This is a genomic window from Nocardia sp. NPDC023733 (assembly GCF_040639775.1).
Lineage (GTDB): Bacteria > Actinomycetota > Actinomycetes > Mycobacteriales > Mycobacteriaceae > Nocardia > Nocardia rosealba.
Genome location: NZ_JBFAAN010000001.1, coordinates 503750 through 525001 on the forward strand (window position 1 = coordinate 503750; position 21252 = coordinate 525001).

Below are 21252 nucleotides of genomic sequence, written 5' to 3' on the forward strand. Positions count from 1 at the left end.
CCGATGGCGTGGTGCCTCAACACAGTTCCGTTGCCCCAGCCACGACCGACGCCGACGAACGACTGCGCGAGCTCGCCGTCGAACTCGCCGAAACCGCCGCCGCGCATGTGCGTGCCCGCCGACCCGAGGTGTTCGCCGACGGGGGACCCGTCGACGGTGCGGTGGCGACCAAGGGCCACGTCACCGACCCGGTCACCGTGGTCGACACCGAATCCGAACAGCTGATCCGCGACCTGCTCGCCCAGCGACGCCCCGACGACGCGATCCTGGGCGAGGAGGGCGGCGGCGATGTCGGTGCCACCGCGCCGGGCGCCGTCACCTGGGTGGTCGACCCGATCGACGGGACCGTCAACTTCCTCTACGGCCTGCCCGGATACGCGGTCTCGGTGGCAGCGGTGATCGACGGCGCCCCGGTGGCGGGCGCGGTGGCCGACGTGGCGACCGCGACCACCTACAGCGCCGTGCGCGGCGGCGGGGCGTTCGCCGTCACCGCCGACGGCACCCGCACGAAACTGTCCTGCACCCAGGAGGATTCATTGTCGGTGGCACTGGTCGCCACCGGTTTCGCCTACGGCACCCGGCGTCGCGCCGACCAGGCGAGGCTGCTCACCGAGATCCTGCCGCAGGTCCGCGACATCCGCCGTCTCGGCGCCGCCGCCATGGACCTGTGCCACGTCGCCTCGGGCCACCTCGACGCCTACTACGAGCACGGGCTCAACGCCTGGGACTGGGCGGCGGGCGCCCTCATCGCCGCCGAAGCGGGCGCGGTGGTGCACGTCCCACCGGTCACCGTCGGCGGTGCCGCGGGCGAACTGACCTTCGTCGCCGCCCCCGGCCTCGCCGAAGACTTCGCCGCCCTCCTCACCGAGACCGGCGCGACAACACCCCTACCCGACTGAGAAGCCGGAGTCGGTGTCTCGGCCCTACGCGACCGAGACACCCGGCCCGGTTTCTCGGCCGCCTCGATCTGGACCGACCGGAGGGTGCGACGAAGGAGTGGCCGCAGGGAGGGAAGATCGAGGCCCCCCGGGCCGAGAAACCCGCGGCGCCAGCCGCCGATGTCTCAGCACTTGACGGTGCGGGCGGCGTCGAGGAGGTCGGGGTCGATCGAGGACGAGCTGGCGCCGGGGGCCAGGTTCTTCAACGCGCGCAGGACCGCTTCGGCGTCGGCGCTCGGGCGGAGCGACTCGCCGAAGGCCAGGCCGAGCACCAGGTCGACCGAGTCGTCGGTGCGCGGGTCCTCGATCAGTTCGGCACAGGGAGCGACCAGCTGCACCGAGGCGGCGGCCGGTCTGCCGTTCACGCCGTAGCGGATCTGGCCGGTGCAGTTGAGGTCGCCGCTGACATAGACCGGATCGTTACCGACCTGTGTCCCCGGTGCGCTGGCGAAGCCGAGGTCGCCGAGCGCGGAGGCGATGTTGCCCGCCTGTCCGCTCTTGCCGTTGGCGTTGAACACCCGCACCTTGGACTCCGACAGCGCCGCCGGATCCACCTCGTCCAGGCGCGAGGGCCCGACTCGGGTGCCGAGCGGTGCGGGCTTGGGCGCGTTGGTCGCGGTCGGCGTGCTCGGCGCGTTGCACGCCATCGGCTCGTTGTTGTCCTCGCGGGTGCGGAAAGCCGCCACCCACACGAACAGGGCCACAAGAGCCAGCACGAGGACCAACGCGAGCCACAGCTCGGGGCGCCGTCGCGGAAAGGGTTTGCCGTCGCGATCGGTCGCGCTGCCTTCGGTGATCAGTGAAACCACGCGCTCACTCTACGAGTCCGCCGCCGATGCGCGAGTGCGGGAGGTCTCGGCGAGTTTCCCGGCAGGTGAAGATTCGTCGTCGGTTTCGTCGCGGCGGGGTTTTGATTGCGACATTTGTCGGTAGGTCCGCTATTGTCTGCCCGCCCAGATCGAATAATCACCCGTGAAACGGTGGTCGGTCGCGGGAACAACAAGGGCATGTCCTGCGTTAACCGAACGCTGTCGGAGTAGATCGAGCAACGATCCACCTGATAGTCGACCGGTGTACGTGTGAGGTGCACCACCGGCGGGGCGGTCGAACGCCGTCTCCCTGCGGGGACTTGGCAATCGAACTGATCCGGTATTTACGGAGTAAGGACTGAGGGGAAGACGACATGGCAACCGACTATGACGCACCGCGGCGCACCGAATCCGACGAAGTGTCGGAGGATTCGCTCGAGGAGCTGAAGGCCCGCCGCAACGAGGCGCAGTCCGCCGTCGTGGACATCGACGAGACCGACACAGCGGAATCGTTCGAGCTTCCCGGCGCGGACCTGTCCGACGAGGTGCTCAGCGTTCGGGTGGTCCCGAAGCAGGCAGACGAGTTCACCTGCTCGAGCTGTTTCCTCGTGCACCACCGAAGCAGGCTGGCCAGCGAGAAGGGTGGCGAGATGATCTGCATGGACTGCGCCCTCTGACGCGTTCCACGGCGAGGTAGACGGGTCAGCCCGCGCTCGGGAGTCCGAGCGCGGCCAAGACCCGGTCGGGCCTGCGCGTGCTGATCAACCAGTACGGCGTCGGGTCGTCCGGGTCGTCGAGGACCAGCAAAGCCATCGGTCCGATCCAGGGCCGGTGCTGCACATAGGCGGCGGGGTCGAGCTGACGACCCAGCGCCGCGCTCTTGGCCGTCGGTGCGACGGCCGCGGCTCGCGCGACGAAGCTCACCGGCAGGTGGGCGCGGTCGACGCGCAATTCCGCCGTTCCCTCGGGGGTGACGGCCACTTCCAGCCGGTGACGGCTCATCCACAACAGAATCCACACGGGCACCGGTGCCAGCAGCACATACGGCAACCAGGCCCGCAGCCCGGGCGCGCCCATGTGGAATTCGGCGGCGATCAGCCCGGCGATCGCGAAGCCGACCGGCCACCACCACAGCGGCACCCACAGGCGCTCCCGGTAGGGCGACACGGTGGGCGCGGCGGCCGCGCGGGCGTCGGTGTCTGCGGCGTCGGTGGTCGGGGAATGGGACTGGTCGGGCACGGTTCAAGACTAGGCGATCGTGGCAGGGTCGTGACGCGCTGGTCCGGCTCCGAGCGCGTAGTCTCGACCGATGTGAACGCACTTGCACCGATTCCGCTGCGGCGGCTCGATCCCGGCATCCCTGTGCCGAAGCGTGCCCATCCGGGTGACGCGGGCGTCGACCTCTGTACCACCGAGGATGTGATCATCGAACCGGGTGAGCGGGTGCTGGTCGGCACCGGGATCGCGCTCGCGCTGCCGGTCGGCACGGTCGGCCTGATCCACCCCCGCTCGGGCCTGGCCGCGAAGGCGGGGCTGTCGGTGGTGAACACACCGGGCACGATCGACGCGGGCTATCGGGGCGAGATCAAAGTGTGCCTGATCAATCACGACCCGCGCACCGCCATCGAGCTGCGCCGCGGCGACCGCATCGCCCAGCTGCTCGTGCAGCGGGTGGAGCTGGTGGAGTTCGCCGAGGTCGACGACCTGGACGAAACCGTCCGTGGCGCAGGTGGTTACGGGTCGAGCGGCGGGCACGCGAGCCTGACCGGCAAGGAGGCGTAATGGGTCTGTTCGGCAAGAAGAAGCGCGCACCGCGCGAGGACGACGCGGTCTACGACGACGACTACGGCGACGACTACGCCGCGGACGACTACGACGATTTCGCCGACACCGACGACTACGACACCGACGAGTTCCGCCGTCCCGACTTCGCCCACCTCGACTTCGACGACGCTCCCACCGACGAGCGCATCTACGGCAACTTCGACCACGCGCCCGACGCCGCCGCCGGCCCGTACGACATCACCGAAGTGACCGACGACATGATCGCGCGCAGGCTCGATCTGGGGTCGGTGGTCATCCCGGTGCCCGAGGGTGGGCAGCTGCAGGTGGAGATGAGCCCCGACGGCACCCCGCAGGCGGTGCATCTGGCCACCCAGCACGGCAGGCTCACCGTGGCCGCGTACGCCGCGCCGAAGTCGGCCGGGCAGTGGCGGCTCGTCGCGGCCGACCTGGCCGAGTCGCTGCGCGGTGACGGTGCGAGCGTCGCCGTCGAGAAGGGCCCGTGGGGTCGTGAGGTGAAGGCGGTCACCGAGGGTGCCGATCTGCGCTTCATCGGTGTCGACGGACCGCGCTGGATGATCCGGCTGGTCGCGGCGGGCCCCTCGGGCGCGGTCGACGATCGCAGCCCGCTCATCACCGCCGCCCGGGCCGTCCTGGCCGACGCGGTGGTGCGGCGCGGCTCCGAGCCGCTGCCGGTGCGTGACCCGCTGCCCGTGGTGCTGCCCCAGGAGCTGGCCGAACAGCTCGCCGCCGCCCATCAGCAGCAGGTGCTCGCCCAGCAGCAGGCCATGGCCGCGCGGGCGGCCGCCGCGCAGACCCCGCCCTCGGCGGTGCCGCCGAAGCTGCCCGACGAACCGCGGCGCGGCGCCGACGGCTCGGCGATGCAGCAGCTCGGCCTGAACTAGGTTGTCGCCGAGACCTTTTCGGTCGAGAGACGGTCGAGTTCGGTGAACCCGGTGTGTCCGAGGACCGCCGGGTTCGCGCCGAGTTCGTCCAGCGTGATCCGGCACAATCCGGCCGTCGGCAGCGTCGCGGCCCATTCTTCGGCGACGGCGATCGGATGCACCGGGTCGTCGCCCGCGCCGATCACCGCGACCGGGACGGGGCAGGCGGCCAGTTCTTCGACGGTCGGCCAGGAGTAGGCGGCCGCCTCGTCCAGTGCCTGGGGCAGGTCCGGCCACTGGCCGCGCCAGGACTGGGTGAGGGCTTCGGCGAGCCAGGCCGGACTCGAGGCGCGCATGCGGGCGATCACGGCGTCCAGACCGTCGGCGCGAAGTTGCCCGGCGGTTGCCGAGGCGCTGAGGGCGGCGGGGCACGAGGTGGTTTCCGGGCCCGTCCAGGCGGGTAATGCTGTGATGACACCGACAACCGCGTCGCGATGTCCGGTGGCCCACCTCAGGGCGATCGCGGCACCCAGCGAGATCCCCGCAGCCAGGACCGGTCCGCGCGCGGCGGCGGTGTGCAAAGCCGCGGTACAGCTCGCGATCACGGCCTTCGGGTCGGGTTCGACGGCAAGGAATTCCAGGCCGTGAGCGGCCGCGGCCGGTCCGAATGCGCGGGCTGCGAAATCGGCGTCGGAGCCGGTTCCGGGCAGGGCGACCACGGTGACCTGGGGTGGGGTGCGCAACACGGACCGAGCGTAGCGGCCCGGCGTTTGCCCATCTACAGTGGCGTTGAAGGCCAACTAGCGGGAGAAGCGTGCCATGTCGTCATCCACGGGCTCACACAAGTCGGGATCGGGCCCGGACTCGGGATATTTTCGTCGACTCGGACGCCGCCTGACGGCCGATATCGATCAGCTCGACGCCGAGGAACTGGCCGAGACCGCCGACGCCTCGGGCGCCCGGCGAGCCAAGGACTGTTGCCGCGGCGAGGAAGCCACCATCGTCGGCAGGCTGCGCAGCGTAGAGGCCTGTCCCAAGGCGGCCGGTGCCACGGTGCAGGCCGAGTTCTTCGACGGCACCGACGCCATCACCCTGGTGTGGATCGGGCGCAGGCGCATCCCCGGCATCGAACCGGGCAGGCGCATCCTGGTGCGCGGCCGCGTCGGCGACCGCGACGGCCGCAAAGTGATCTTCAACCCCTACTACGAATTGCGCGGGAACAGCTGACGTATGCCCTCCAGCGACGAGTACCGCCCCATCGCGGACCCTGAAGCCACCGTTGCCCTGCCGGTGGTCACCGACCACCCCGTCGACCCCGACGTCGACAAGGAGACGGCCGAGGCCGAGCAGACCCTGCTCGAGCAGCTCGGCGGTATCAGCGGCCTGATCTACTCCACCCTGCCCGTACTCGTGTTCGTTCCGGTGAACACCTTCGCCGGGCTCACTGCCGCCATCTGGGCCGCCCTCGGTGTGGCCGCGGGCGTGCTGATCTGGCGGCTCGTGCAACGCAGCCCCGTCCAGCCGGCCATCTCCGGGTTCCTCGGCGTCGGTCTGTGCGCGTTCATCGCCCACCGGGTGGGAGAGGCCAAGGGCTTCTTCCTGTTCGGCATCTACACCAGCCTCGTGTACGCAGGCGTGTTCGCGCTGTCGATCCTGTTCCGGTGGCCGCTGGTCGGGGTGATCTGGGGCGCGCTCAACGGCCACGGCACCGCATGGCGCACCGATCCGCGGGTGCGCAAGCTCTACGACCTGGCCACCGTCGTGTGGGTCGTCGTCTTCGGCGCCCGCTACCTGGTGCAGTCCCAGCTCTACGACACCGACCACACCACCTGGCTCGCGATCGCCCGCATCGCGATGGGCTGGCCGCTGACCGCGGTCGCCCTGGTGGTCACCGTGTGGGCGGTGCGTCGCGCGGGCCACCTGCCCGCCGACAAGTCCGCTGTCCGAAGGGATTCCGCTTCCGCCTGAGGGTGGGCAGGGGTACCGCCGGAGGTGGGGAACTACCCACCCTGGGGTACCTGGTTGCCGCCGCCTGTTCGTCGCACGATCAATGCATACCGAATTACGCAGTGATCGTGAGAGGACCGGCGACCATGATGGCAACCGAGCACCGTGCAAGCGCAGCTTCCAAGCCCGGCCCCGCCCAGTCGGAGAGCAAGCGCATCGGCGCCGAACTCGACGCCCTGATCGGTCCCGCCGCCCGCGACGACCGCGACGCCATCGCCGAGATCCTGCGTCTGGTCCACCCCCTCGTGCGCCGCTACTGCTCGGCGCGGATGGGTGCCACCGGCCACCTCACGGTCACCGCCGACGACGTCACCCAGGAAGTCCTGATCGCCACCGTCGCCGCCATCCCGCGCTACCGCGATCAGGGCAAATCCTTCCTGGCCTTCGTGTACGGCATCGCCGCCAACAAGGTGTCCGACGCCTTCCGCCGGGGCAAGCACACCGCGTATCCGATGGCCGAGATGCCCGACACCGCCAGCGTCGAAGCGGGTCCGGAGGACTGGGCGCTCGCCTTCGAACGACGGGCCGCGACCCGCGAACTGATGCAGGTGCTCGCCCCCAATCACCGTGAGGTGCTGATGATGCGGATCGTGCTCGGCTGGAGCGCCGCGCAGACCGCCGAGGCCATCGGCACCAGCCCCGGCGTGGTCCGGGTGATGCAGCACCGCGCGCTCAACAAGCTGCGGGCCCAGCTCGCCGCCGCCTGAGGGCGGCTCAGGGCCGGATGCCGTGCCCGGCCAGGGTGAGCCGCAGGTCCTCCTCGGCCTCCACCGAGGTGACGAACAGCAGCTCGTCGTCGCCTTCGAAGGGGTCGTCGGCCTGGGGCACGATCACCCGGCCGCCGCGCAGGATCGTCACCAGCGCGGTGTCGCGCGGCAGGACCAGGCTGCGCACCGGCTTACCGGCCAGCTGGGTATCGGCGGGCAGGGTGATCTCGACCAGGTTGGCCTGGCCCTGACGCAATGTCATGAGCCGAACCAGATCACCCACCGACACCGCCTCCTCGACCAGCGAGGCCAGCAGGCGCGGTGTCGACACCGCCACATCCACACCCCACGACTCGTCGAAGAGCCATTCGTTGCGCGGGTCGTTCACCCGCGCCACCACCCGGCGCACCCCGAACTCGGTCTTGGCGAGCAGGCTGTGGACCAGGTTGGTCTTGTCGTCACCGGTGGCCGCGATCACCACCTCGTAGGTTTCCAGCCCCGCGTTCTCGAGCAGCGACAGCTCGCAGGCGTCGGCGTGCACCCAGACCGCGTCCGGGATGGCGGGTGGGTCGATGTGGTCGAGCTGGCGTTCCAGCAGCATCACCCGATGCCCGCCCCGCAGCAGTTCCCTGGCGATCGAGCGCCCGACGGCGCCCGCACCGGCAATGGCCACCTTCATGTTCAGTCCTCGCTCACGGGGGCCTTGGCCGCCAGTGCGACCACCTCACCGACACTGCCGGAGGTCGCCGCGACGTACACCACGTCGTCGGCCTGGACCACCGTCTTGGATTCGGGCAGCAGGCCCCGGCCGAAGCGCAGGATGAATGCCACCCGCACGCCGAGGTCGCGTTCGAGGTCGCGCACGGTGCGACCGAACCACTCCTCGTGCAGCGTGAGCTGGGTGACGGCCACCGCGCCGGTGGGTTCGCGCCAGGTGGTCGTGGAGTTGTCACCGATCAGCGTGCGCAGGAAACGGTCGGTCGTCCACGGCACGGTGGCGATGGTCGGGATGCCGAGCCGTTCGTAGACCTCGGCGCGTTTGGCGTCGTAGATCCGGGCGACCACGCGTTCCACGCCGAACATCTCCCTGGCCACCCGCGCGGAGATGATGTTGGAGTTGTCGCCCGAGGACACGGCGGCGAAGGCGTCGGCACGTTCGATTCCCGCGCGGGTCAGCACATCACGGTCGAAGCCGACGCCGATCACTTCCTGCCCGCTGAAGCCTTCGCCGAGCCTGCGGAAGGCGCTGGGATCACGGTCGATCACCGTGACCTCGTGACCCACCCGGGTCAGCGCGCGGGCCAGCGACGACCCGACGCGCCCACACCCCATGATCACTACGTACACCGTGCACCCTCGTTCCTTGCCGAACCCGTGGCGTCCGGCTTGGACCGTACCCGCCGGAGCTTCCCCCGCCCAGTTTCCCCCTGGCGAGGCGGCGCAAACAACCTCGACATCCCGGTCGGCGCCCGGGTCAGGTGAGCGCGAACACATCGATGATCCCGTCTATGCTCAGCCCGGTGTCCAAGTTGACGACGGCGGCCAAACGCGTGCTGCTGGGCAGGCCCTTCCGCAGTGACTCGCTCGGCCATACCTTGTTGCCCAAACGGATCGCGCTTCCGGTGTTCGCCTCCGACGCGATGTCCTCGGTCGCCTACGCGCCGGAGGAGATCTTCCTGGTGCTGGCGGCGGCGGGCATCTCCGCGTACATGTACGCACCGTGGGTCGGTCTTGCTGTGGCGGTGGTGATGGCCGTGGTCGTCGCCAGTTACCGGCAGAACGTGCGCGCCTACCCGTCCGGCGGCGGCGACTACGAGGTTGCCACGGTGAATCTCGGCCCGACCGCCGGGCTCACGGTCGGTAGCGCCCTGCTCGTCGACTACGTGCTCACGGTGGCGGTGTCGATCTCGTCGGCCGCCTCGAACATCGGCTCGGCCATTCCGTTCGTCAACACGCACAAGGTGCTGTTCGCGGTCGTCGCGATCGCGGTGCTCACGGCCATCAACCTGCGCGGTGTGCGCGAATCGGGCACGGCCTTCGCGATTCCCACCTACGCCTTCATCTTCGGCATGTTCGTGATGCTCGGCTGGGGCCTGTTCCGGACCTACGTGCTCGGTGACGACATCCAGGCCGTCTCCGCCGGTTTCGGGCTCCAAGCCGAGGACGAACACCTCTACGGCCTGGCCTTCGCCTTCCTGATCGCGCGCGCGTTCTCCTCCGGCTGCGCGGCGCTGACCGGTGTGGAGGCGATCAGCAACGGCGTGCCCGCCTTCCGTAAACCGAAGTCGCGCAATGCCGCGACGACCCTGCTGATGCTGGGAACCATCGCCGTCGTGCTGCTGATGGGCATCATCATCCTGGCGCAGAAGATCGGGGTCGTCTACGCGCACGACACCTCGAACCTCGTCGGCGCGCCCGCTGATTACCACCAGAAGACGCTGATCGCCCAGATCGCCGAAACCGTCTTCCACGGCTTCCCCATCGGCTTCTTCTTCATCACCATCGTCACCGCCCTGATCCTGGTGCTGGCCGCCAACACCGCGTTCAACGGTTTCCCGGTGCTCGGTTCGATCCTCGCGCAGGACCGCTACCTGCCGCGTCAGCTGCACACCCGGGGTGACCGGCTGGCGTTCTCCAACGGCATCCTGTTCCTCTCCGGTGCCGCCATCGCGTTCGTGGTGCTGTTCGACGCCGAGGTCACCAAGCTGATCCAGCTCTACATCGTCGGTGTGTTCGTGTCCTTCGTGCTCAGCCAGACCGGCATGCTTCGGCACTGGACCCGCCTGCTGCGCAAGGAGACCGACCCGCAGGAGCGGTCGAGGATGAAGCGCTCGCGCGTCATCAACGCCATCGGTCTCACCCTCACCGGGACCGTGCTGGTGATCGTGCTCATCACCAAGTTCTTCGCAGGCGCCTACATCGCCATCATCACGATGGTCGCGATCTTCATCGTGATGAAGCTGATCCACAAGCACTACGACTCGGTGGCCCGCGAACTCGACGAATCCGATTGGGACGGGGTGCTGCCCAGCCGCACCCACTCCATCGTGCTGGTGTCGAAACTGCATCTGCCCACTCGTCGGGCACTGGCCTACGCGCGGGCCACGCGCCCGGACACGCTCGAGGCGGTGACGGTGAACGTCGACGACGCCGATACCCGCAAGCTCGTGCGCGAATGGGAGAACAGCGAGATCAACGTGCCGCTCAAGGTGGTCGAGTCGCCGTATCGCGAGGTGACCAAACCGGTGCTCGAGTATGTGAAGCGGGTCCGCAAGGACGCGCCGCGCGATGTGGTCACCGTGTTCATCCCCGAGTACGTGGTCGGTCACTGGTGGGAGCAGGTGCTGCACAACCAGTCGGCGTTGCGGTTGAAGGGCCGGTTGCTGTTCGAACCGGGTGTGATGGTGACCAGTGTGCCGTGGCAGTTGTCGTCTTCGACGCGGGCCAAACAGGCGGCCGAGGTGAACGCACCGGGCTCGGTGCGTCGCGGGTTCGACCGGCCGGAGCGGCGCGAGTGAGCGTGCCCGGCCGACAACGGAAGTGGGTGTGGCTGTGAGTGATTGGCGCGGACAGGAATTCGAGGTGCGCCTCGGTGCGCCCGGACACGGCGGGTTCTGCGTGGGCCGCCACGAGGGCCGGGTGGTCTTCGTGCGGCACGGACTGCCCGGTGAGCTGGTGCGCGCCCGGGTCACCGAGGATCGTGGTGGGTCGTTCTGCCGCGCCGACGCGGTGGAGATCATCGAGGCCTCCGCGGACCGGGTGCCCGCGACCTGTCCGGTCTCGGGGCCGGGCGGGGCCGGGTGCTGTGATTTCTCCTTCGCCACCCCCGCCGCGCAGCGCGCGCTCAAGGCGACCGTGGTGGCCGAGCAGTTGCGCAGGCTGGCCGGGGTCGAGCGTGAGGTCGAGGTCGAACCGATCGGTGACGAGGTCGTCGGTGGCTGGCGCACCCGGGTGCGCCTGGTGGTCGACGCGGCCGGTCGCGCGGGCGTGCACCGGTACCGCAGCACCGAGGTGATCCCGGATCTGCGCTGCCCACAGCCGGTGGCGGGCGCACTCGACGGTGTGGCCGAGCGGTCCTGGACACCGGGCGCCGATCTGGTGGTCGCCGTGGACGGTGACGGCGTCCGTCATATCGTCGAACTGGCTCCGGCCGCCGAGGCGGACCGTGCGGGCACCCGGCCTGCCACCCCGCGCGGCGGTACCCGGGGGCGTGGGCAGCGACCCGCGCGGCACCGCGAATCGGGTCGCCCCGCCGCCGACGAACGCGGTGCGGTGCGCGACCGGGCCGCCGCCCGCAAGTCGGCGACCAACGCGCCGCGCGAGGAATGGGTGATGGCGGGCAGCGGCCGGGCCGTCGAGTATGTCGCGGGCCGTCGCTGGGAACTGTCGGCCACCGGTTTCTGGCAGGCACATCATGGTGCGGCGCAACGCTATTCGGATCTGGTCGCCGAATGGTCGGGGCTGGAACCGGGCGGTTCGGGCTGGGATCTCTACAGCGGTGTCGGTGTCTTCGCCGCGCGGCTGGGGGAGCAGACCGGGCAGACGGGTGCGGTGTCGGCCGTGGAATCTGCCAGATCCGCAGTCGCCGACGGCACGGCCGCACTGCGCGACCTGCCGTGGGTGCAGTTGCACGCGGGCCGGGTCGAACGCTGGGCTCGCGAGGCCACGACCACCCCCGATGTGGTCGTCCTCGACCCGCCTCGCGCGGGTGCGGGCAAGGAGGTGGTGGCCGCCGTCACCGACGCCGACCCACGCCGAATCATCCACATCGGTTGCGACCCGGCCGCTTTCGCGCGCGACCTCGGCTTGTACCTCGACGCGGGCTACCATCTGGCCGAGTTGCGGGCCTTCGATGCCTTCCCGGTCACCCACCACGTGGAATGCGTCGCGCTGCTCGACCGCTGAGAGATCGCACCCCGGGTACCACCGCGGCTATTCCAGCGCCCAGGTCACCCGCACATTCGCGCCGACCTCGGTCTCGCCGGGGACTACCGGCACCGGAGAACTGCTGCGCGCGAACATGACCGGTGAATCCATCTCGGCGCTCACGTCGTAGGCGCGGGGTGTGGGTGAGGTGTCCTCGGTGATCTGTAGCACCGCACCCAGGCGCACACCGGCGCGCGCCGCGTACTGCTCGGCCTTGGCGAGCGCGTCGTCGTAGGCGGCGTCGCGGGCCTGGACCAGCAGTGGCGCGGGGTCGGCGATGCCGCGGGTGAGTCCGCCGAGGCGCACGTCGTCGCCGCCCGCGTTCACCGCGGCGGCCACGGTCTCGGCGGGTTCGGCGCCGCTGCCCTCGCGCAGCGCGATGCTGAGTCCCGTGGACGCGAGGTAGCCGACGATCTCGTTGCGTCCGTTGTCGGTGTAGACGGTCTCGGTGCGCACGCTGAGACCGCTGGTCGCCAGGTCGCTGTCGCGCACCCCGGCCGTGCGCAATGCCGCGACCACCGCGTTCACCCGCTGACCCGCCCGGTCGTAGGCGCCCGCCACCGTGGCGGCCCGCGATTCCACCGTCAGGGTGACGCGGATGAGGTCGGGGATCGCGCGCACCGTGCCGCGTCCGAAGGTGGTGGTGCTCGGCTGAGGGGATCGTTCGCTCACCGCTGCTCCTGTCGGTCGAGGGCTGTTGTGCAGCCCAACGTCTCGCACCGCCGGAGGGTTCCGGGTCCGGTCAGTGGCTGCCGGAGATGGTGCGGACCGTGGCTTCCATCTGCGCGTACGCGCCGGCCGCGAGGCGTTGCAGCAGGGCGAGTTTGAGCTTCGGACGCACCTCGGTGAGCGAGTCGAACACCGCCGGGCTCAGTACCGCCACCCGGACCTGGGTTTCGGCGATCACCGCGTTGACGAACGGTTTGCCCACCAGCATCGGTATCTCGCCGAACGACATCCCCGCCGACAAGGTCACCAACCGGTGTATTCGCCCGTCGGTGCCGGGGAAGGTGAGCCGCACCCGTCCGTTCAGGATCAGATACAGCCCCGAGCGCTGGTCGCCGCGTTCGGCGATCGTCTCGCCCCTGGCGAAGGTTCGCTCGCTGAAATCGGCGGCCAGCCGGGCGCGGTCGTCGGGATCGAGCTCGGCCAGCAGCGGGTGCTCGTCGAGGGTGATCGAGGTGGTCGAGTGTGTTCCCGGTGGACGGTGCCGCGCGAGCACGATGTCCTCGCACCATTCGGTGGCGGTGTCACGATCGATGAACACCCGCCCGCGCGGATCGTCGGGCCGCAGGCTCGACAGGTCGTGGCCGAGCTTGGCATCGGGATCGACCAGCGCCACCCGCACCCCGGCCGGTACGAGCTCGGCTTGCAACGCGTCGAGCATCCCGCGTGCCACCACGCTCACCTCACCTACCCGGCGCAGGTCGATCGCCAGCGCGTCGAGCTCGCCCGAGGCGGCCTCGATGGCCCGGACCGCCCGTTCGGCGCCGGAGAATAGCAGGTCGCCGTGCAGTTCGTAGACGCGGGCGCGGTCACCGTGCGCGGCGAGCACGGCGGCGTCGTCGGGGGAGCGGCGCATCCGGGAGGGCAGTTCCGACACCGAGTGCTCGGCGCGGATGGCGGTGCGCGCGGACCGGGTCACGTGACAGAAGTGCAGTTCGAGCCGTCGTGACAGTTCCCGGCATGCCGCCACTCCGCGCACACTGTTGCCCTGGCCGTCCAGGCGCGGCGAGTACACCGAGATGCCGAGCTGCCCCGGCAGTACCGCGATGATCCCGCCGCCCACCCCACTCTTGGCGGGCAGCCCCACCGTGGTCACCCAGTCGCCCGCCGCGTTGTACATGCCACAGGTGGTCATCACACTCAGCACCCGTTCGGTCAGCGCCGTCGACAACGCCCGCTCGTGGGTGGCCGGGTTCACGCCGTTGTCGGCCAGCGTCGCCGCCATCACCGCCAGGTCGGCACACGTCACCTCGATCGAGCACTGGCGGAAGTAGCGGTCGACGACGGCGTCGGGGTCCATGTCGATGATCCCCACCGAACGCAGCATGTACCCGATCGCCCGGTTGCGGTATCCGGTGCGCGATTCCGACTGGTAGACAGCGTCGTTCACCCCCAGCTCGCGTCCGGCGAAGCGCGAGTAGCAGTCCCGCACCCGTTCGAACTCGTCGGGACCGTGGATCAGCGAGGCGGCGGTGATCGCCCCGGAGTTGATCATCGGGTTGCTCGGGCGCTGGGTGTCAGGTTCGAGCGCGATCTCGTTGAACGGTTCGCCCGAGGGTTCCACGTCGATGTGGCGGGCGACTTCGTCTAGCCCTCGGTCGGCCAGGGCGAGCGCGTAGGTGAACGGCTTGGAGATCGACTGGATGGTGAATCCGACATCGGTGTCGCCGACCCGGTAGACCAGTCCGTCGGCGGTGGCGAGGCACAGCCCGAACGAGTCCGGTGCGACGGCGGCGAGTTCGGGGATGTAGTCGGCGGGCGCGCCGGAGGTGTCGTCTCGGCAGGCCGCGTACACCTCGTCGAGGATGCCCGCGACCACCCCGGGATCGATCCTGTTCGGTTCGGCCACAGCGTCACTGTAGGGGGCATTGACAACGGTTTCCGGGCGGACGCGCGGGGAGATTGTGCTCACACGTCGCGCCCGTCAGCCGGGGGTGCGCCCGCTGGTCGGCGGGCCGTCCCGGCTACCGTCGGACAGTGCGCGACACCGGTCGGGGGCTTTCGCCCGCGGCCCGGCCAAATACACTGGGCGGATCAATCGGAAGTCCGGAGGGAGCGAGTTCAGGTGGGAGTGCTGTCGCGGGTGGATTCACCCGAAGATCTGCGCCGGCTGAGCGTGCCGCAGCTGCGGGAACTGGCGGACGAGATCCGTGAGTTCCTCGTGGCGAAGGTCGCCGCCACCGGTGGTCATCTCGGCCCCAACCTCGGTGTGGTCGAGCTGACCATCGCCCTGCACCGGGTCTTCGATTCCCCGGCCGACCCGTTGATCTTCGACACCGGCCACCAGGCCTACGTGCACAAGATCCTCACCGGCCGCAAGGACCGCTTCGACACGCTGCGCATGCGCGACGGCCTGTCCGGCTACCCGAGCCGTGCCGAGAGCGAACACGACTGGGTGGAGTCCTCGCACGCCTCGGCCGCCCTGTCCTACGCCGACGGCCTGGCCAAGGCGTTCTCGCTCACCGACCAGAACCGCACCGTGGTCGCCGTCGTCGGTGACGGCGCGCTCACCGGCGGCATGTGCTGGGAGGCGCTCAACAACATCGCCGGTGCCGACCGCCCGGTGGTGGTCGTCGTCAACGACAACGGCCGCTCCTATGCCCCGACCATCGGTGGCCTCGCCGACCGGCTCACCGCCCTGCGCACCCAGCCGGCCTACGAGCATGCCCTCGACACCGGGAAACGTCTGCTGAAAAGCATTCCGGCCGTGGGGGATTCGGCCTACTCGATGGTGCACGCGCTCAAGGCCGGGATCAAAGACGCCGTGAGCCCGCAGGAACTGTTCGGCGATCTGGGCATGAAGTATGTCGGGCCCGTCGACGGCCACGACCTGGTCGCGCTCGAGGCGGCCATGCGCCGCGCCAAGGACTTCGGTGGCCCCGTCGTGGTCCACGCGGTGACCCGCAAGGGCAACGGCTACGAGCACGCCGAAAACCATGTCGCCGACCAGATGCACGCCTGCGACCCCATCGACCCGCTCACCGGGCGCCCCCTGGCGGGCAAGAAGGCCAAGGGCTGGACGGCGGTATTCTCCGAGGAGCTCATCGAGCACGCCGCGCGCCGCGACGACATCGTCGCCATCACCGCCGCCATGCCCGGCCCCACCGGTCTGGCCGCGTTCGGTGAACGCTTCCCCGAGCGCATGTTCGATGTCGGCATCGCCGAACAGCACGCGATGACTTCCGCCGCCGGCCTGGCACTCGGCGGCATGCACCCCGTGGTCGCCATCTACGCCACGTTCCTCAACCGCGCGTTCGATCAGCTGTTGATGGATGTGGCGCTGCTGAAACAGCCCGTCACCGTCGTCCTGGACCGCGCGGGCATCACCGGACCCGACGGCGCCAGCCACAACGGCATGTGGGACTTCTCGCTGCTCGGCATCATCCCCGGCATCCGCGTAGCCGCGCCCCGCGACGGCGCCACCCTGCGTGAGGAACTGGCCGAGGCGCTCGCCGTCACCGACGGCCCCACCGTGCTGCGTTTCCCGAAAGGCACTGTCGCCGAAGACATCACCGCCGTCGAACGCCTCGACGGCCTCGACATCCTCCGCCTGGCCGTGCCCGGCGCGGGCACGGTGCAGTCCCAGCACGGCGACGTCCTGCTCGTCGCCGTCGGCCCCTTCGCCGACACCGCTATGCAGGTCGCCGAACACCTTGCCCCGCAGGGCATCTCGGTGACCGTGGTCGACCCGCGCTGGGTCCTCCCGATCTCCGACACCCTGGTCAAACTCGCCGAGAACTACCGCCTGGTCGTCACACTCGAAGACGGCGGCCTACACGGCGGCATCGGCTCCACCCTCTCCGCCCGCCTGCGCGCCGCGGGCCTCGACGTCCCCACCCGCGATCTCGGCGTCCCCCAGCAGTTCCTCGACCACGCCTCCCGTCCCGAAATCCTCGAAGACCTAGGCCTCACCACCGAAGCCATCACCCAGCGCATCACCGCCTGGCTCGGCGCCCACTAACCTCTCCGCCTGGCGACGACCGCGAAGTTCAACGGAATTCGCGGCCGTCCGGGCGGCAATGCCCAACCCTGTTCGCAAGCAACGAGTTCCGGGAAGGCGGGCCAGTCCATATAGGGCAGCTCCCGCACCGCCTCGACAGCCAGCCCCGCGTCGAGCAGTGCTCCCACGACTTCGCCGAGATCGTGTCGCCATTCGTGATTGGTGGTGTGGGCGATCTGCCCGGCGGAGTCCTCGGTGTAAGTGCCCGAATCCGTGTACGTCCTTGTCCCGCCCCCACCGAGGTAGTCGTCGGAGATCTCCCACGGCTGGAACCCCATCGCTCCGAGAATCGGATGATCGTCCCGGATCAAGAACACCCCATCAGGCTTCAGCAGATCGTGGATCGACCGCGCCCAAGCCGAGAGCTCCGGCAACCACACAATGGTTCCCGCACTAGTCACCACGGTGTCGAAGCGCCGGCCGACCAGATCCGAAGCACACCGCGCATCCCCTTCGACCCAGGTGATGCCACACCCCGCGTCTCGCGCGATCCGCTCCGCATGCCGCAACGAATTCGGCGACAGATCGAGCCCGTGCACATCCACCGCACCGAGCCGCACCCACGACAGGGTATCGATCCCGATATGACACTGCAGATGCAACAGCGACCGCCCCACGATCCCGGACTCCGGCAAATGCGGCGCAAGCACAGCCAGGTCGTTGCGCACCACCGACGAGATCCGCCCCGAATCCGCGACATACGCATCCACGTCATACATCCGCGACCGAACATGCACCTCGGCCCGCTCATCCCAATTCGCGCGATTGGCGGCGATAGCCTCTTCGAACACAACGATTCCTCTCGACAGCCGACACCCGACGCTAACGGCGAACAAGTCCCCCGTCGACCCGTTTTTCCCACAGTGCATTACGTTTGATCGAGAATTGAAATGACAATGCTCACGGAGCATTTGGCACAAATTTGTTCACAATGTCGGATATCCGAAGCCACGGTTCCTGGAAGCTCTCGCGGCGTTCGTGGCAGCTTTGTGGACTATCCGTCCCCCGTGGCTCGGGCGCTTCACGGCTGCGTCCGACGAACTGAGCTACCCGAGTTTGGGGGTGAGGGCCTTGGTCAGCGCCGGGACGGCGAGGGTTCGTTGCCACGGTCGTGCCCCACCCGCACGCAGGAACTCCTCGATCGCGGCGGAAAGCTCTTCGGGGGTGCCGACGTTCTTGTAGTCGGGGAGCCCGTCCCAGCACAGGCGACGCACCAGATCGGGGGAGAGCAGGTTCTCTACCGGTATCGAATGCTCGGTGGAGAGTTCGCCCATGGCGTTGCGGGCGGTGGTGAGGCGGGCGGCGGCGATGGGGTCGCGGCGTTCCCAGCGGTTGACGGGGGGTGGGCCGTCGAAGGGGAGGGTGAGGGGTGGGAGTTGTTTGTCGGGGAGGGCGCGGGCTCGGTCTACGGCGGCGAGCCAGTCGCGGGAGTAGCGGCGTTGGCGGGGGCCGCCGAAGACGGGGAGGGTGCGCAGTTGGGCGATGGTGCGTGGGTCGTTGGTCGCGGCGGCGACGATGGCGGAGTCGGGGAGGATGCGGGAGGGGGCGACGTCGCGGGTGCGGGCCAGTTCGTCGCGGGTGGTCCACAGTTCGCGGACGACGGCGAGCTGGCGGGGGCGGCGCAGGGTGTGGATGCCGGAGGTGCGGCGCCAGCGGTCGGCCTTGGGGGCGGGCGGGTCCATGGTGCGGACGTGTTCGAATTCCTCTGCGGCCCAGTCCATTTTGCCCTGGGTGGCGAGGTCGTCGGCGACGGTGTCGCGCAGTTCGAGGAGGAGTTCCACGTCTAGTGCGGCGTAGTTGAGCCACTCGTCGGGCAGGGGTCGGGTGGACCAGTCGGCGGCTCCGTGGCCTTTGCGCAGGGAACGCCCGAGCAGGTTCTCCACCATGGCGGCCAGACCGACGCGCTCGTAGCCGGCGAGGCGGCCGCCGAGTTCGGTGTCGAAGAGGCGGGCGGGGCGCAGGCCGAGTTCGGCGAGGCCGGGGAGGTCCTGGTCGGCGGAGTGCAGCACCCATTCGAGGTCGTTGATCGCCTCGGCCAGCGGGGTGAGCGCGTCGGTGACGGGGATCGGGTCGATCAGGAAGGTGCCCGCGCCTTCGCGGCGCAGCTGGATCAGGTAGGCGCGTGCGGAGTAGCGGAAACCGGACGCGCGTTCGGCGTCGACGGCGAGCGGGCCGGTGCCCGCGGCGATGGATTTGGCGGCCGCGGCGACCTCGTCGGGGGAGGCCAGCACGGGTGGAACCCCCTCGGCGGGGGCGAGCAGGGGCTCTGCTGCGGTTGGTTCCTCGGCGACCGACATAAACGTGAACTCTACGTGGCGATCACGGTCTGTCGGTGTGGGTATAGGAGTCCGGCCGTAAATGCGTGATTCCAGCGGGGGGTAATCCGGCGGCGAAGGCGAGCACCTCGCAGAACGCCTCCACGTGACGGCGCATCTCGGTGTTCATCGCCGTCCACGACGCGCGTAGCTCCAGTTGGTGGGCGCGTGGTGGGCCGGCGATGTCGCCGTACCGCACCGAACTGGTGGCGGTGACGGTGCCGCCGAGGGCGGTGAACTGTTCGCCACGCGACTCGAGGGAGTCGACCAGCCAGCTCCACGCGACCTCCGGGAGCAGCGGGTCGGCGGCGAGGGCGGCGTCGATGTCGGCCTGGATGTAGGCGACCAGCCGGAACACGCCGTGCCATGCCTCGTCCCCGTCGGGGTCGTGGAGCAGGATCAGCCTGCCGAAGGCGTCGCCCTCGGAGTCGGTCGGCACGACCGGGCTGTCGGGGTGCACGACCTCCGCCCCGAGCGCATAGGAGAACGGCGCCAACCGCTGTGGGGGGCGGATAGGCGCCAGCTCGATTCGAGGGTGCACGGTTGCGGTGCCCATCGCATCGACCGCCGCCCGGAAAGAAGCAGGCTCGCGGGGCGTTCCCCCGGTCGGTGCGGCGCCGTCGCGGATGTCGAGCGGTGTCACGAGGGCAACCGTAGACGGTGGGCGTGCGGGGCGCGCGGAGGCGCGCCGCCTACGTCGGGCCGGTCGGGTGTGCGTTGCGGAGGGTGCATTCTGGGGCGCTTCGCGATGCGCGATGTGCGATGAGACGGGCGATTTGCGAGATCGGTGGGTTCGAACGTGCCTCGTCGCGACGGCAGCACCATCGAGATCGGGGCCGACGTAGACCAGGTTGGACTCCGCGCGACCTCACCCCGCTACTGGGGGTAGGTTCGCCCGCCTAGGATCATCGTGGTGAGCACCTACACCCGCCGCCGGTTGACCGATGCCCCCTTCCTGGCCGCCGCCACCGGCGCGACGCCGAGCAGGCGACCGGTCTGGTTCATGCGTCAGGCAGGCCGTTCGCTGCCCGAGTACCGGGAGCTGCGTAAGGGCATCGGCATGCTCGAGTCGTGCTTCGACCCGGAGCTGGTGTGTGAGATCACCATGCAGCCGATCCGCCGCCACGGTGTGGACGCGGCAATCCTGTTCTCCGACATCGTCGTTCCGCTCAAGGCGGCGGGCATCGATCTCGACATCGTGCCCGGCGTCGGCCCCGTGATCGCCTCCCCGGTGCGCACCGAGGCCGATGTTCGAGCCCTGCCGAGGTTGCGTCCGGAAGAGGTCGGCGCGGTCACCTCGGGCGTGCGACTGCTCACCGATGCGCTCGGTGACACACCGCTCATCGGTTTCGCCGGTGCCCCGTTCACGCTGGCGTCGTATCTGGTGGAGGGTGGGCCGAGCAAGCAGCACGAGCGCACCAAGGCGATGATGCACGCCGACCCGAAGACCTGGCACGCGCTGCTCGGCACCCTCACCGACATCACCATCGCCTTCCTGCAGGCCCAGCTCGCCGCCGGAGTCGACGCGGTGCAGCTGTTCGATTCCTGGGCGGGCGCGCTGTCGCTGGCCGACTACCGCGAGTTCGTGCTGCCGCACTCGGAACGCGTGTTCGCCGAGATCGCCGACGCGGGCGTGCCGCGCATCCACTTCGGTGTGGGCACCGGCGAGCTGCTCGGCGCGATGGGTGAGGCCGGTGCCGATGTGGTCGGCGTCGACTGGCGGGTGCCGCTCACCGACGCTGTGCGCCGGGTCGGTGCGGGCAAGGGCCTACAGGGCAACCTGGACCCGGCCATCCTGTTCGCCGGATTCGACGCGGTCGAGGCGGAAGCGCGGCGCATCGTCGCGGAGGCCGACGAGGCGATCACGCTCGGCGCGACCGGTCATATCTTCAACCTCGGTCATGGGGTGCTGCCGGACACCGATCCCGGCGTGCTGACCGCGTTGGTCGAACTCGTGCATTCGCTCTGACGCATCCAGCGGAGGCGGGCGCGGGCGTCGGGAAGGCGTTGGACGGCGTGGCCGACGCGCTCGATGGTCGTCGATCGCGCGGTGCGCGGCGCCGGGCGATCGCCGCCAGGCCGGCCAAAGGTTACGAGCCGCGCTCGACGTGACGCTGCTGACACGGCGCGGGTGCGTCTCGTCGGCGCACCGCCCTCA

At 69.6% G+C, this 21252-nt stretch carries 21 protein-coding genes; 11 read left to right on the top strand and 10 right to left on the bottom strand.

Features of this window, described 5'->3' with window-relative positions; genetic code table 11:
• Window positions 1-8 precede the first annotated feature (8 nt).
• A complete protein-coding gene (locus AB0F86_RS02250) occupies window positions 9-899 on the top strand; it encodes an inositol monophosphatase family protein (RefSeq protein WP_356984036.1) in 891 nt (296 codons plus the stop codon).
• Between the two features lie 164 nt (window positions 900-1063).
• Here the strand turns inward: AB0F86_RS02250 and cei are convergent, their stop codons facing one another.
• A complete protein-coding gene (gene cei / locus AB0F86_RS02255) occupies window positions 1064-1747 on the bottom strand; it encodes an envelope integrity protein Cei (protein WP_181696999.1) in 684 nt (227 codons plus the stop codon).
• Window positions 1748-2121: 374 nt separating this feature from the next.
• Between cei and AB0F86_RS02260 the strand changes: the two genes are divergently transcribed.
• Window positions 2122-2424, top strand: a complete 303-nt coding sequence (locus AB0F86_RS02260) for a DUF4193 domain-containing protein (RefSeq protein WP_067492847.1) — start codon at window positions 2122-2124, stop codon at window positions 2422-2424.
• A gap of 25 nt (window positions 2425-2449) precedes the next feature.
• On the opposite strand, the gene AB0F86_RS02265 is transcribed toward AB0F86_RS02260, so the two are convergent.
• The gene (locus AB0F86_RS02265) at window positions 2450-2914 is read right to left on the bottom strand and encodes a DUF3093 domain-containing protein (RefSeq protein WP_225280816.1); all 465 of its coding nucleotides are present in this window, start codon (window positions 2912-2914) and stop codon (window positions 2450-2452) included.
• A gap of 144 nt (window positions 2915-3058) precedes the next feature.
• Here AB0F86_RS02265 and dut point away from each other — a divergent pair, with 144 nt between their 5' ends.
• Window positions 3059-3529, top strand: a complete 471-nt coding sequence (gene dut, locus AB0F86_RS02270; protein WP_067492849.1) for a dUTP diphosphatase — start codon at window positions 3059-3061, stop codon at window positions 3527-3529.
• On the top strand, window positions 3529-4434 hold the full coding sequence (locus AB0F86_RS02275) for a DUF3710 domain-containing protein (RefSeq protein ID WP_356984038.1): 906 nt from the start codon (window positions 3529-3531) through the stop codon (window positions 4432-4434). Before dut ends, AB0F86_RS02275 begins: the two co-directional genes overlap by 1 nt.
• On the opposite strand, the gene AB0F86_RS02280 is transcribed toward AB0F86_RS02275, so the two are convergent.
• The gene (locus AB0F86_RS02280; RefSeq protein ID WP_225280517.1) at window positions 4431-5159 is read right to left on the bottom strand and encodes an alpha/beta hydrolase; all 729 of its coding nucleotides are present in this window, start codon (window positions 5157-5159) and stop codon (window positions 4431-4433) included. The genes AB0F86_RS02275 and AB0F86_RS02280 overlap by 4 nt on opposite strands.
• Window positions 5160-5232: 73 nt before the next feature.
• Between AB0F86_RS02280 and AB0F86_RS02285 the strand changes: the two genes are divergently transcribed.
• The 3 genes from AB0F86_RS02285 (at window position 5233) to AB0F86_RS02295 (ending at window position 7127) form a co-directional block, all read left to right on the top strand.
• The gene (locus AB0F86_RS02285) at window positions 5233-5640 is read left to right on the top strand and encodes an OB-fold nucleic acid binding domain-containing protein (protein WP_067492853.1); all 408 of its coding nucleotides are present in this window, start codon (window positions 5233-5235) and stop codon (window positions 5638-5640) included.
• 3 nt (window positions 5641-5643) lie between these two features.
• The gene (locus tag AB0F86_RS02290; RefSeq protein WP_181697003.1) at window positions 5644-6381 is read left to right on the top strand and encodes a DUF3159 domain-containing protein; all 738 of its coding nucleotides are present in this window, start codon (window positions 5644-5646) and stop codon (window positions 6379-6381) included.
• A gap of 128 nt (window positions 6382-6509) precedes the next feature.
• Window positions 6510-7127: a sigma-70 family RNA polymerase sigma factor gene (locus tag AB0F86_RS02295; RefSeq protein WP_356984389.1), complete on the top strand. Its 618-nt coding sequence runs from the start codon at window positions 6510-6512 to the stop codon at window positions 7125-7127.
• A gap of 7 nt (window positions 7128-7134) precedes the next feature.
• On the opposite strand, the gene AB0F86_RS02300 is transcribed toward AB0F86_RS02295, so the two are convergent.
• Both AB0F86_RS02300 and AB0F86_RS02305 read right to left on the bottom strand, forming a co-directional pair.
• Entirely contained in the window at window positions 7135-7806 is a 672-nt protein-coding gene (locus AB0F86_RS02300) for a TrkA family potassium uptake protein (RefSeq protein WP_067492857.1), read from the bottom strand.
• 2 nt (window positions 7807-7808) lie between these two features.
• Window positions 7809-8474, bottom strand: a complete 666-nt coding sequence (locus AB0F86_RS02305; protein ID WP_181697004.1) for a TrkA family potassium uptake protein — start codon at window positions 8472-8474, stop codon at window positions 7809-7811.
• A 173-nt stretch (window positions 8475-8647) separates the two neighbouring features.
• Here AB0F86_RS02305 and AB0F86_RS02310 point away from each other — a divergent pair, with 173 nt between their 5' ends.
• Both AB0F86_RS02310 and AB0F86_RS02315 read left to right on the top strand, forming a co-directional pair.
• A complete protein-coding gene (locus AB0F86_RS02310) occupies window positions 8648-10645 on the top strand; it encodes an APC family permease (RefSeq protein ID WP_067493039.1) in 1998 nt (665 codons plus the stop codon).
• A gap of 34 nt (window positions 10646-10679) precedes the next feature.
• Window positions 10680-12032, top strand: coding sequence for a TRAM domain-containing protein (locus tag AB0F86_RS02315; protein WP_356984390.1), 1353 nt, complete (start codon window positions 10680-10682; stop codon window positions 12030-12032).
• 27 nt (window positions 12033-12059) lie between these two features.
• Here the strand turns inward: AB0F86_RS02315 and AB0F86_RS02320 are convergent, their stop codons facing one another.
• Entirely contained in the window at window positions 12060-12725 is a 666-nt protein-coding gene (locus AB0F86_RS02320; RefSeq protein ID WP_356984041.1) for an SIMPL domain-containing protein, read from the bottom strand.
• Between the two features lie 70 nt (window positions 12726-12795).
• Complete coding sequence (glsA, locus tag AB0F86_RS02325; RefSeq protein WP_356984042.1) at window positions 12796-14628, bottom strand: glutaminase A; 1833 nt, start codon at window positions 14626-14628, stop codon at window positions 12796-12798.
• Window positions 14629-14844: 216 nt separating this feature from the next.
• Between glsA and dxs the strand changes: the two genes are divergently transcribed.
• Window positions 14845-16740: a 1-deoxy-D-xylulose-5-phosphate synthase gene (gene dxs, locus AB0F86_RS02330; RefSeq protein ID WP_356984043.1), complete on the top strand. Its 1896-nt coding sequence runs from the start codon at window positions 14845-14847 to the stop codon at window positions 16738-16740.
• On the opposite strand, the gene AB0F86_RS02335 is transcribed toward dxs, so the two are convergent.
• The 3 genes from AB0F86_RS02335 to AB0F86_RS02345 all read right to left on the bottom strand — a co-directional run bounded on the left by AB0F86_RS02335 (window position 16737) and on the right by AB0F86_RS02345 (window position 19737).
• The gene (locus tag AB0F86_RS02335) at window positions 16737-17690 is read right to left on the bottom strand and encodes a class I SAM-dependent methyltransferase (protein ID WP_356984045.1); all 954 of its coding nucleotides are present in this window, start codon (window positions 17688-17690) and stop codon (window positions 16737-16739) included. The genes dxs and AB0F86_RS02335 overlap by 4 nt on opposite strands.
• A gap of 135 nt (window positions 17691-17825) precedes the next feature.
• Entirely contained in the window at window positions 17826-19076 is a 1251-nt protein-coding gene (locus tag AB0F86_RS02340) for a ribonuclease D (RefSeq protein WP_356984047.1), read from the bottom strand.
• A gap of 22 nt (window positions 19077-19098) precedes the next feature.
• Window positions 19099-19737 (bottom strand): DUF3000 domain-containing protein, encoded by a 639-nt coding sequence (locus AB0F86_RS02345; protein ID WP_225280524.1) that lies wholly within the window; start codon window positions 19735-19737, stop codon window positions 19099-19101.
• Between the two features lie 261 nt (window positions 19738-19998).
• Between AB0F86_RS02345 and hemE the strand changes: the two genes are divergently transcribed.
• The gene (hemE, locus tag AB0F86_RS02350) at window positions 19999-21063 is read left to right on the top strand and encodes a uroporphyrinogen decarboxylase (protein ID WP_225280818.1); all 1065 of its coding nucleotides are present in this window, start codon (window positions 19999-20001) and stop codon (window positions 21061-21063) included.
• Window positions 21064-21252 lie beyond the last annotated feature (189 nt).

Coding starts and splice junctions, on each gene's coding strand:
- AB0F86_RS02260 (WP_067492847.1), top strand. CDS start 2,122: ATGGCAACCGACTATGACGCACCGCGGCGCACCGAATCCGACGAAGTG.
- AB0F86_RS02275 (WP_356984038.1), top strand. CDS start 3,529: ATGGGTCTGTTCGGCAAGAAGAAGCGCGCACCGCGCGAGGACGACGCG.
- AB0F86_RS02285 (WP_067492853.1), top strand. CDS start 5,233: ATGTCGTCATCCACGGGCTCACACAAGTCGGGATCGGGCCCGGACTCG.
- AB0F86_RS02290 (WP_181697003.1), top strand. CDS start 5,644: ATGCCCTCCAGCGACGAGTACCGCCCCATCGCGGACCCTGAAGCCACC.
- AB0F86_RS02295 (WP_356984389.1), top strand. CDS start 6,510: ATGGCAACCGAGCACCGTGCAAGCGCAGCTTCCAAGCCCGGCCCCGCC.
- AB0F86_RS02300 (WP_067492857.1), bottom strand. CDS start 7,806: ATGAAGGTGGCCATTGCCGGTGCGGGCGCCGTCGGGCGCTCGATCGCC.
- AB0F86_RS02335 (WP_356984045.1), bottom strand. CDS start 17,690: ATGCTCCGTGAGCATTGTCATTTCAATTCTCGATCAAACGTAATGCAC.
- AB0F86_RS02340 (WP_356984047.1), bottom strand. CDS start 19,076: ATGTCGGTCGCCGAGGAACCAACCGCAGCAGAGCCCCTGCTCGCCCCC.